The organism is Hymenobacter segetis, assembly GCF_038448715.1.
In the GTDB taxonomy this organism is placed as follows: Bacteria; Bacteroidota; Bacteroidia; order Cytophagales; family Hymenobacteraceae; genus Hymenobacter; species Hymenobacter segetis.
Map to the genome: position 1 here is coordinate 19,349 of NZ_JBCEVZ010000058.1, position 9,949 is coordinate 29,297.

At 60.9% G+C, this 9,949-nt stretch carries 7 protein-coding genes; all 7 read left to right on the forward strand.

What is annotated here, in order from left to right; all coding sequences use genetic code 11:
- Positions 1-95: 95 nt before the first annotated feature.
- The 7 genes from AAFH49_RS18080 to AAFH49_RS18110 all read left to right on the forward strand — a co-directional run bounded on the left by AAFH49_RS18080 (position 96) and on the right by AAFH49_RS18110 (position 9,847).
- Positions 96-2,324 carry a protein-disulfide reductase DsbD family protein gene (locus AAFH49_RS18080; RefSeq protein ID WP_342300383.1) on the forward strand — a complete coding sequence of 743 codons (2,229 nt, stop codon included), beginning with the start codon at positions 96-98 and terminating at the stop codon, positions 2,322-2,324.
- Between the two features lie 406 nt (positions 2,325-2,730).
- Positions 2,731-3,195, forward strand: a complete 465-nt coding sequence (locus AAFH49_RS18085; RefSeq protein ID WP_168671949.1) for an Lrp/AsnC ligand binding domain-containing protein — start codon at positions 2,731-2,733, stop codon at positions 3,193-3,195.
- 166 nt (positions 3,196-3,361) lie between these two features.
- A complete protein-coding gene (locus AAFH49_RS18090; protein ID WP_342300385.1) occupies positions 3,362-4,390 on the forward strand; it encodes a glycosyltransferase family 9 protein in 1,029 nt (342 codons plus the stop codon).
- Positions 4,391-4,485: 95 nt separating this feature from the next.
- A complete protein-coding gene (locus AAFH49_RS18095) occupies positions 4,486-5,724 on the forward strand; it encodes a M16 family metallopeptidase (protein WP_342300386.1) in 1,239 nt (412 codons plus the stop codon).
- Positions 5,724-6,173: a YDG/SRA domain-containing protein gene (locus AAFH49_RS18100; protein ID WP_342300387.1), complete on the forward strand. Its 450-nt coding sequence runs from the start codon at positions 5,724-5,726 to the stop codon at positions 6,171-6,173. Before AAFH49_RS18095 ends, AAFH49_RS18100 begins: the two co-directional genes overlap by 1 nt.
- Before the next feature lie 53 nt (positions 6,174-6,226).
- Positions 6,227-6,868 carry an O-methyltransferase gene (locus AAFH49_RS18105; RefSeq protein ID WP_342300388.1) on the forward strand — a complete coding sequence of 214 codons (642 nt, stop codon included), beginning with the start codon at positions 6,227-6,229 and terminating at the stop codon, positions 6,866-6,868.
- 72 nt (positions 6,869-6,940) lie between these two features.
- Positions 6,941-9,847 carry an outer membrane beta-barrel protein gene (locus AAFH49_RS18110; protein WP_342300390.1) on the forward strand — a complete coding sequence of 969 codons (2,907 nt, stop codon included), beginning with the start codon at positions 6,941-6,943 and terminating at the stop codon, positions 9,845-9,847.
- The last annotated feature ends 102 nt before the right edge of the window (positions 9,848-9,949 follow it).

Consider the following 9,949-nt stretch of genomic DNA (forward strand, 5'->3'; position numbering starts at 1 on the left):
GTGGCCCCCAACCGGGGCAATTGCAACGAGAGCGCGCCTTTTCCGGTTAACAGGGAGCCAGGCGTGGCCAACGATAACGCGTCATTCAATTACCAATGAAGAATTTTCGGATACTGACTGCGGTGCTGCTCTGGCTGGGCCTGATGGGGCCGGCCACCGCCCAGATTCTCACGCCCACCCACCTGAGCACCACCCTGAGCAAGCCCACTGCCAAAGTGGGCGACGAGGTCGAACTCATCATCAACGCCCGCATCGACGACAAGTGGCACCTCTACGCCTCCGATTTCAGCGATGAAGTCGGCCCGGTGGTGTTCACGCTCAAGTTCAAGCCCAGCCCGGCCTATGAAGTGGTGGGCAAGCTCCAGGCCATCAAATCGCACCACGAGCAGGACGAGGTTTTCAAGGGCGAAGTGGCCTTCTGGGAAAAAACCGGCCAGATGCGTCAGCGCATCAAAGTCCTCCAGCCCGGCCCGCTCACCATCTCGGCCGATGCCGACTACCAGAGCTGCACCAGCGTGGACGGCAAGTGCGTGCCCGGCAACGAAACCCTGAAATTCGGCCCGCTGAATGTGACTGGGGCGGCTGCTCCCGCCAAAACCACCGGGGCCGTGCCGCCCGCCGCTACTCCTGCTAAAACGGAAGTAGCCACTGCGCCTGCCGCCGCCTCAGTTGCCGCGCAGCCTGCCACGCCCGCCTTGGCCCGCGACACAGTTGCCGCCCAAATAGCTGCTACCCCCGCACCTGCACAGCCCGCTGCCCCAGCCGCCAGCGCCGTTCCCGAAACCAAAGCAGCCCCCGCGCCGGCCGTGGCTGATGTCGCGCTCAACGCCGACCCCGTGAATAAAGCCGGCGGCCTGTGGGCTTTCGCGCTGCTGGCCTTCACCTTCGGCTTGGCCGCGCTGGTCACGCCCTGCGTGTTCCCGATGGTGCCAATGACGGTTTCGCTCTTCACCAGCGGCAACGACAGTCGCCAGCGTGGCATCTTCAAGGCTCTTGTTTACGGGGCCAGCATCATCGGTATTTATGTGCTGATGGGCGTGCTCGTATCGGTGCTGCTGGGCGAAGACGGCCCTAACCTCATTGCCACGCACTGGATTCCAAACCTGATTTTCTTCGTGGTTTTCGTGGTATTCGGCCTGTCGTTTCTGGGCTTGTTTGAAATCACGCTGCCCCACCAGATTGTAAATACGGTGGATGCGCAGGCCGATAAAGGCGGCTGGGCTGGTATCTTCTTCATGGCCCTCACGCTGGTAGTGGTGTCGTTTTCGTGCACCGCGCCCATCGTGGGCAGCATCCTGAGCATGGCCGCGCGCGGTGAGCGGATTACGCCCATTGTGGGCATGCTGGGCTTCTCGCTGGCGTTTGCGCTGCCGTTCACGCTGTTTGCCATCTTCCCCTCGTGGCTGAAAAGCCTGCCCCGCTCCGGCGGCTGGCTGAACACGGTGAAAGTCGTGCTCGGCTTTATTGAGTTGATGCTGGCCCTGAAATTCCTCAGCACCGCTGACCTGGCCTACCACTGGCACCTGCTCAACCGCGACGTGTACATCGTGCTCTGGATTGTGCTCTCCGCGCTGCTGGGCTTCTACCTGTTGGGCAAGTTCCGCCTCTCGCACGACTCGCCCCTCGACCACCTCAGCGTGGGCCGCCTGCTGATGGCCGTGCTGGCCTTCGCCTTCACCGTGTACCTGGTGCCGGGCCTGTTTGGCGCACCGCTGCCGCTGCTGGCCGGCTATCTGCCGCCCCAGAGCAAGCACGATTTCTCGCTGGCCACGGCTGAAGGCGGCCCCGCGCCCGCCGTAGCCACCAGCGCCACTGCCGCCTCGGAAGTCCCCCGCTTCGGCGATTTCCTGGAACTGCCCCACAACCTCAACGGCTACTTCGACCTGGAGCAGGCCAAGCGCGTGGCCCGACTCCAGCACAAACCCATTTTTGTTGATTTCACCGGCCACGCCTGCGTGAACTGCCGCAAGATGGAAGCCACGGTGTGGAGCGACCCGCAGGTGCTCACCCAACTCCGCAACGATTACGTGGTGGTGGCCCTGTACGTAGACGATAAAACCGAACTGCCTCAGAACGAGTGGTACACCTCCACCCACGATAACCAGCTGAAAACCACCCTCGGCAAGCAGAATGCCGACCTGCAGATAACGCGCTACGGCATCAATGCCCAGCCTTATTATGTAATTCTTGACCCCGATGATGCAACCAGCAAGCCCCTGGTAGCGCCTATTGCCTATGAGCCCGACGTGGCGCAATTCAGCACCTTTTTGCAAGCTGGCTCGAAGCAGTTTCGCAATCAGCGCGGCCCGGTGGCGGCCCGCTGAAAACCAGTTGATTAATCCCGTGGCGGTAGCAGAGACAGCCCACAAACGATTTAAAGCACGAAGAGGCGGCCCCCACCCAGAGGCCGCCTCTTACAAGTGTGAGGAGCGCACCCACCCAGATGCGCGGCCTCGTTTTCCCCTCTTCTCCTCCGTATCCAACCGCGGCCGTAACAAAAGGAAGTTTCCTTTTGTGAAGAACTTAGCGTGTAACATTGCCGAGTTATCGGTCTTGCTTCAAACGCTGATAGGTTCTTACGTAGCACCGTGGCCTTCTGCCTAGGATTATGACAAATGTAAGTTGCTTGGTTAGATGATGCAAATAATTCTTTCATTTAACGAGAACTTTGCAATAAATTTAATTTTTAGCGTTTAATTCGATACACTCTCCAACTCCTTTCTGCAAAAAATGGCCAGAAATTACGAACTTGATGACACCGACCGCAACATTCTCAATCTTTTGATTCAGGATGCGAAAATGCCGTACACCGAAATCGCCCGCAAAGTCAACGTTTCGGGCGGCACCGTACACGTGCGAATGGCCCGCCTCGAAGAGCTGGGAATCGTGCAGGGCGCTACCCTACGCATCGATTACCAGAAACTGGGCTACGGCGTGAGCGCCTTCCTCGGTATTTACCTGCTGAAAAGCTCGGTCTATACCAGCGTGGTGCAGCAGCTGCGGGAAATACCGGAGGTGGTGAGCATTCACTTCACCACCGGCGCGTATGGGGTTTTTGCCCGTCTGGTATGCCGCGACACCCAGCATTTGCGCGACGTACTCCACGACCGCATTCAGCCGATTGACGGCATTGAGCGCACCGAAACCCTGATTTCGTTGGAAGAAGTAGTGAACCGGCCCACGCAGCTGACGTAGCTGCACCGGCTGGAATTTCGTTGCAGAACTGGTAAGGACATGTGGTATTGGCCAGGCGTAGATTGCGCTGGCCGGTGCCGCATGTCCTTTGCTTTTTGCCTGGCCTTGAGCCAAGGCGGCAGCCGGAACCAAAGAAAGCGTACCCGCAACGCCGTAATTTCGTGCCGTGCCCACGACTCCTGCCCCGCCCGCCACGCTGCTCATCCAAACCGCCTTCATCGGCGACGTTATTCTGATGACGGCGCTCCTGGAATACCTGCACCAGACCGAGCCCGCCACGCCCGTCGACGTGCTGGTGCGGCGCGGCAACGAGGGCCTGCTGGCCGGCCACCCGCACGTGCGCAAAGTGCTGATTTGGGATAAAAAACACCGCAAATACGCTGCGTTGTGGGACTTGTTGGGCCAGATTCGGGCCGCGCAATACGGCCGGGTGGTCACGTTGCAGCGCTTTGCCAGCACGGGCTTTCTCACGGCATTTTCCAAAGCCCGGGAGCGCATCGGCTTCGCCAAAAACCCATTGAGTCGGTTTTTCACTCGCCGCGTACCTCACGCCATTGGTGACGGTACGCATGAGGTGACGCGCAACCTGCGCTTGCTCACCGACGCGGTCCCCACGCCGCTGGTGCCGCCCCGGCTCTACCCCTCGGCCGTGGATGAAGCAGCGGTAGCGCCTTACGCCACGGCCGGCCCTTATATCTGCCTGGCCCCGACATCGGTCTGGTTCACCAAGCAATATCCGGAAGCCAAGTGGCTGGAGTTGCTGGCCGCCCTGCCCCAAAATGTGCGGGTGTACCTGCTGGGCGGCCCGCCTGACGTTGCCGCCTGCGAACGCCTGGCGGCCGCCAGCGGCCGCGACAACGTGACCAGCATTGCCGGCAAAATCGGCTTGCTGGCCTCAGCCGCGCTCATGCGCGGGGCGGTGATGAACTACGTGAACGACTCGGCCCCGATGCACCTGTGCTCGGCCGTAGGCGCGCCGGTCACGGCGGTGTTTTGCAGCACGGTACCGGCGTTTGGGTTCGGGCCGCTGAGCCCAGTTTCTTTCATTGTGGAAACCAAGGAAGAGCTGGCCTGCCGGCCGTGCGGGCTGCACGGGCACGCCGTCTGTCCGCTGGGGCACTTTCGCTGCGCTTATGGCATTGAGGTGGGGCAAATACTGGCCACCTTGCCGGTTGATGTAGCGCGGACTTTGTAGTCCGCGTCGCCCCGCCGTTTGTCCCGCGCCATTTATAATAACATCGTTCTGGGACGCAGACTACAAAGTCCACGCTAGGTACCTTTGCTTTACTTATGCTCGATTATCACATTCACGAATATCCTAACGGTATCCGCCTCTTACACAAGCAGGTACTGCACACTAAAATAGCGCATTGCGGGTTTTTGCTCGACATTGGCTCGCGCGATGAGGCCCCGCACCAGCAGGGCCTAGCCCACTTTTGGGAGCACATGGCTTTCAAAGGCACCGAGAAACGCAAGTCGTTCCACATCCTCAACCGTCTCGAAACCGTGGGCGGTGAGCTGAACGCCTACACCACCAAGGAAAAAATCTGCTTCTACGCCTCGCTGCTCAGCACGCACTTCGAGCGGGCATTTGAGCTGCTGACCGATTTGACGTTCAATTCCGTCTTTCCCGGCCGCGAGGTGGAGAAGGAGCGGGGCGTGATTTTGGAAGAAATGAGCATGTACCAGGATGCCCCGGAAGATGCCATTATTGATGATTTTGATACCGTCGTGTTCGGCGACCACCCGCTGGGCGTGAACATTCTGGGCACCCGCGAGAGTGTGAGCCGCTTCCAGACGGCCGATTTCCACGCCTTCTTGCAGGAGCAGATGCGCACCGACCGGCTGGTATTCAGCTCGGTGAGCAACCTGCCGTTTGAGGCGGTTAAGAAGCTGGCCGATAAATTTCTGGCCCCGTTGCCGGCTCGGCTGGGCCCGCGCACCCGCCGCCCGGTGGGCAGCTACGAGCGCAAAACGCAGACCGAAACCCGGCCCATCTCGCAGGCACATTGCTTGGTGGGCGGCCCGGCGTATTCGCTGAACGATGCGCGCCGCATCCCGTTTTTCATGCTGAACAACATCCTCGGCGGCCCCGGCATGAATTCGCGCCTCAACTTGGCCGTGCGCGAGAAATACGGCCTCGTGTACACCATCGACAGCACGTATTCGCCCTACACCGACACCGGCTTGTTCGGCATCTACTTCGGCACCGAGGGCAAACAGGTGAAGCGAACGCTGGGCCTGGTGCAAAAGGAGCTGAAGCTGCTGCGCGAAAAAGAGCTGACCACCAACCAGCTGCATACGGCTAAGCACCAGCTCATGGGCCAGCTCGCCATGAGCGAGGAAAGCAACGGTGGCATGATGCAACTCCTCGGCAAAAGCACCCTGGACCTGGGCCGCGTGGAGCCGCTGAGCGAGATTTTCAGCAAAATCGAGAAGATTTCGGCCATCGAGCTGCGCGACATGGCCAACGAAGTGCTGACCGAGGAGCACCTGAGCGTGCTGCAATACGTGCCAGAAGGGAAGTAATGGGCCAGCCGGTTTTTGGCCACGTAGGCAGTTACCGGCCGGGCGACACCTTTCGTAACCGCATTGAGCTAGCCTTTAGCGGCGTGCATCGGCCGCGCCGGGCGGTCGTGTGCGGCACGCAGGCGCTGGGGGCCGAGAGCATCGTGCTGGCTGGTCAGTACGAGGACGACGAATTCGGCGAGCCTGAAATCCGCTACTCCGGCAACGGTGGCCGCGACCCCAAAACCGGCCGTCAAACCACCGACCAAGTGCCCACCGGTACCAATCTGGCCCTGCTGAAAAGCGAGGAAACCGGCCAGCCCGTGCGCGTGCTCCGCAAAGTGCCGGCCGAAGACGGTGGGCCGGATGTGTACCGATATGAGGGATTGTACCGGGTAGTCGGCTCCAGCTACGGGCCGGGCAAGTCGTGCTTTCGGGTTTTCGTATTTCGGCTGCGGAATTTTGCTTGATTTTCAGCCCGCAGAGGATTCCGCGTCCTCTGCGGGAAATATTACATATCGATATGACGGACCCCATCCAAGCCTACGCCGAGCAGCACACCGCGCCCGAGCCGCCGCTCCTCGCCCAGCTCACCCGCGAAACCCACTTGCAGCTCCTGATGCCGCGTATGAGCAGCGGCCCGCTACAAGGCCGCTTGCTGAGCATGCTGAGCCACTTGGCACGCCCGCGCCGCATTCTCGAAATCGGCACGTTTTGCGGATACGCCACGCTGTGCCTGGCCGAAGGACTGGCGGATAACGGCTTGTTGCACACCATCGAAATCGACCCGGAGAAGGAGGCGCGCATCCGGCGCTACGTGGCGGCGGCCGGCCGCACGGAGCAGGTGCGACTGCACATCGGCGCGGCGCTCGACGTTTTGCCGGGCCTGGTCGATGAAGTGTGGGATTTGGTCTTTATTGATGCTGACAAGCGGAATAATGACGCGTATTTTGAAGCAGTGATTGACCAGGTGCGGCCCGGCGGGCTGCTCATCGTCGATAATGTGCTGTGGGGCGGCAAGGTGCTGCCCGCGCACGAATTGAAATCCGGCGACAAGGACACGCCGCTGGTGCGGGCCTTCAACGACAAGATGGCCCGGGACGCGCGGGTGGAGACGGTTTTTCTGCCCTTGCGCGACGGCCTGCTGCTGCTGCGCAAGAAGTAGCGGCGGCCGGCCCCGGCCAACCTTCGACCTCGGAATACCGTCAGACAAATTTATAGTAATACAATCAGGTCTATGCGGCATTTTACGGTTTTGTTTTTCCTGCTGATTGGGCTCCAGGTGGCCCGGGCGCAGGCCCCCACCACGGTGAGCGGGCGCGTGACGGATGGCAAGGACCAGTCGGCCCTCATCGGAGCCAACGTGCTGCTGATTCACCTGCCTGATTCGACCAAAAGCGGCGCGGCGGCTGATGCCGAGGGCCGGTTTCAGTTCGATAACGTGGCCGCCGGACGGTATGTAATTGATGCCTCCTTCGTGGGCTACCAGAAAATCCGCCAGAGTGTGACCGTAGCCGGTGCGGCCGTGCAGCTGGGCACGCTGGCCTTGCAGGCCGGCGGCGTTCAGCTGAAAGGCGTGGTAGTAACGGGTGCCGCCGCGCAATCGGTGCAGAAGGGCGACACTACGCAGTTCAACGCCAAAGCCTTCAAAACCAACCCCGACGCCACCACCGGCGACCTCATCGACAAGCTGCCTGGCGTGAGCCGTGGCACCGATGGCAAGGTGCAGGCCCAGGGCGAAAACGTGCAGCAGGTGCTGGTCGACGGCAAGCCCTTCTTCGGCAACGACCCCGACGCGGTGCTCAAAAACCTGCCCGCCGAAATGGTGGACAAGATTGAGGTATTCGACCAGCGCAGCGAGCAGAGCCGCTTTTCGGGCTTCGATGACGGCAACACGACCAAAACCATAAACATTGTGACCAAGGTGGAATTCCGCAACGGCACCTTCGGGCGGGTGGTGGCTGGCGCGGGGCCGGAGCGCTACAAGGCCAGCGGCAACGTGAACAAATTCAAGGGCAACGAGCGGATGTCGGTGTTGGCCCAGAGCAACAATGTGAACGAGCAGAACTTCGGCACCGAAGACCTGCTGGGCGTTGTGGGCAACTCCAACCAGGGCGGCGGCGGGCGCGGCGGCCAGCGCGGCGGTGGAGGAGGTGGCGGCGGCAACGGCGGCAATGCCGGCGATTTCCTGGTGAACCAGAGCGGCGGCATCACCAAAACCAACGCCGTGGGCCTGAACTACTCAAATTCCTGGAACAAGAAAACCGACCTAGCGGCCAGCTACTTCTTCAATAGGGCTGATAACACGCTCAACAGCAACACCAACCGTCAGTATGTGCTGCCGGCCGGCACCAGCTACACCCAGAACGCCAACACCAGCAGCCTCAACACTAACCAGCGCTTCAACCTGCGCCTGGAACATAAGATTGACTCGGCCAACTCCATCCTGTTTCGCCCGCGCTTCAGCTACCAGCTGAACGACGCCAACAGCACTGTGGACGGCCTCACGCGCCGCGCCGACACGACGCAGAGCAAAATCAACAGCCTCTATGGCTCCAACAACAAGGGCCTGAACACCGGCGGCGACCTGCTGCTGCGTCACCGCTTTGCCAAAGCCGGCCGCACGGCCAGTCTCAGCATTGGCGGCACCTACACGCAACGTAACAGCAACACCACGCTGCAAACCACCGACACCGGCTCGCGCCTCAATAACCTCAACCAGGCCAGCGACCTCACCCAGCACGGCGGCAGCATCAACGCCAACCTCTCGCTCACCGAGGCGCTGACCAAGCAGGACGTGCTGCAGGGCAACTACGCCATCAACTACGCGCCCAACAACTCGAGCAAATACACCTACGACGTGCTCACCGGCGACACCCGCCAGCAGAACGATGGCCTGAGCAACGTGTTCCAGAACTATTATCTGACGCAGTCGGGCGGGCTTACGTATCGGCACATCACGCCCAAGTACCAAGCTAGTTTCGGGCTGGCCGGGCAGTATTCGGAGCTATACAGCGACGCGCAGTTTCCGCGCCCCAGCGTCGGGCGCTACTACTTCGTGAACGTGCTGCCCAACGCCATGCTCAACTACCGCTTCACGAAGCAGAAGAACCTGCGGCTGTTCTATCGCACCAATACCAACGCGCCCAGCGTGAGCCAGTTGCAGGCCGTGGTGAACAACTCCAATCCCTTGCAGCTCACCATCGGCAACCCCACGCTGCGCCAGGAATTCCAGCATTCGCTCAACATCCGCTACTCGGCCTCGAACCCCGAAGTGTCGAGCAACTTCTTCGCGCTGCTGTCTGGGGCTTACACCCAGAATCCGATTTCGAACCGCACCATCGTGGCCGCCCGCGACACCATCGTGACGCCTGAGGGCGCGCCCGCCGTGCGCCTGCCCGCCGGCGGCCAGCTCATCCAGCCCACCAACCTCAGCCAGCAGTACACGGTGCGCTCGCTGGTGAGCTACGGCCAGCCCATCAAGGCCATCAAAACCAACGTGAACCTGAGCGCCAACGCCGGCTTCACCCAAACCCCGGGCCTGGTAAACGGTGGCCTGAATTACGCCCGTGTGCCCACCTTCGGGGCCGGCCTCACACTGAGCTCCAACATCAGCGCCAATCTGGATTTCACAGCCTCCACCACCTCGAACCAGAATTACGTCATCAATACGCTCCAAACGCGGCTCAACACCAATTACTTCTCGCAGGTGTCGCGCTTCCGTCTGAACTGGATTGTAGGCCCCGGCATCAACATTGCCACCGACCTGCTGCACCAGGCCTACTCGGGCCTCTCGGCCGGCTACAACCAGCAATACCTACTCTGGAATGCTAGCATTGGCAAGAAGCTCTTCCCCGGCCAGCGCGGCGAAATCCGGGTGTACGCCTTCGATTTGCTGGGCCAAAACCGCTCCATTCAGCGCAACGTAACCGACGCTTACTACGAGGACGTGCAAACCACCATCCTCCAGCGCTACGTCATGCTGATGTTTACCTACAATATTCGTAGCGGCAACGTGATAGCACCCACGCAAGGTGAAGGCGGCGGGCGCGGCGAAGGCCGGGGCTTCGGCCGCCCGGATGGCGGTGGCCGGCCCGATGGGGGCGGTGGCCCGCCGCCCGGCGGTGGGGGCGGCCCGCAGTAGACAAGAAGGAGAAAACCCGAAATAAGAACGTCATGCTGAGCGCAGCCGAAGCATCTCTACCGCGAGAGTAAATAATTACTTCCTCGGTAGAGATGCTTCGGC

What these genes read in the sequence shown, in the direction of transcription:
- AAFH49_RS18105 (WP_342300388.1), top strand. Translation starts at nt 6,227, where the DNA reads ATGACGGACCCCATCCAAGCCTACGCCGAGCAGCACACCGCGCCCGAG.
- AAFH49_RS18110 (WP_342300390.1), top strand. Translation starts at nt 6,941, where the DNA reads ATGCGGCATTTTACGGTTTTGTTTTTCCTGCTGATTGGGCTCCAGGTG.
- AAFH49_RS18100 (WP_342300387.1), top strand. Translation starts at nt 5,724, where the DNA reads ATGGGCCAGCCGGTTTTTGGCCACGTAGGCAGTTACCGGCCGGGCGAC.
- AAFH49_RS18095 (WP_342300386.1), top strand. Translation starts at nt 4,486, where the DNA reads ATGCTCGATTATCACATTCACGAATATCCTAACGGTATCCGCCTCTTA.
- AAFH49_RS18085 (WP_168671949.1), top strand. Translation starts at nt 2,731, where the DNA reads ATGGCCAGAAATTACGAACTTGATGACACCGACCGCAACATTCTCAAT.
- AAFH49_RS18080 (WP_342300383.1), top strand. Translation starts at nt 96, where the DNA reads ATGAAGAATTTTCGGATACTGACTGCGGTGCTGCTCTGGCTGGGCCTG.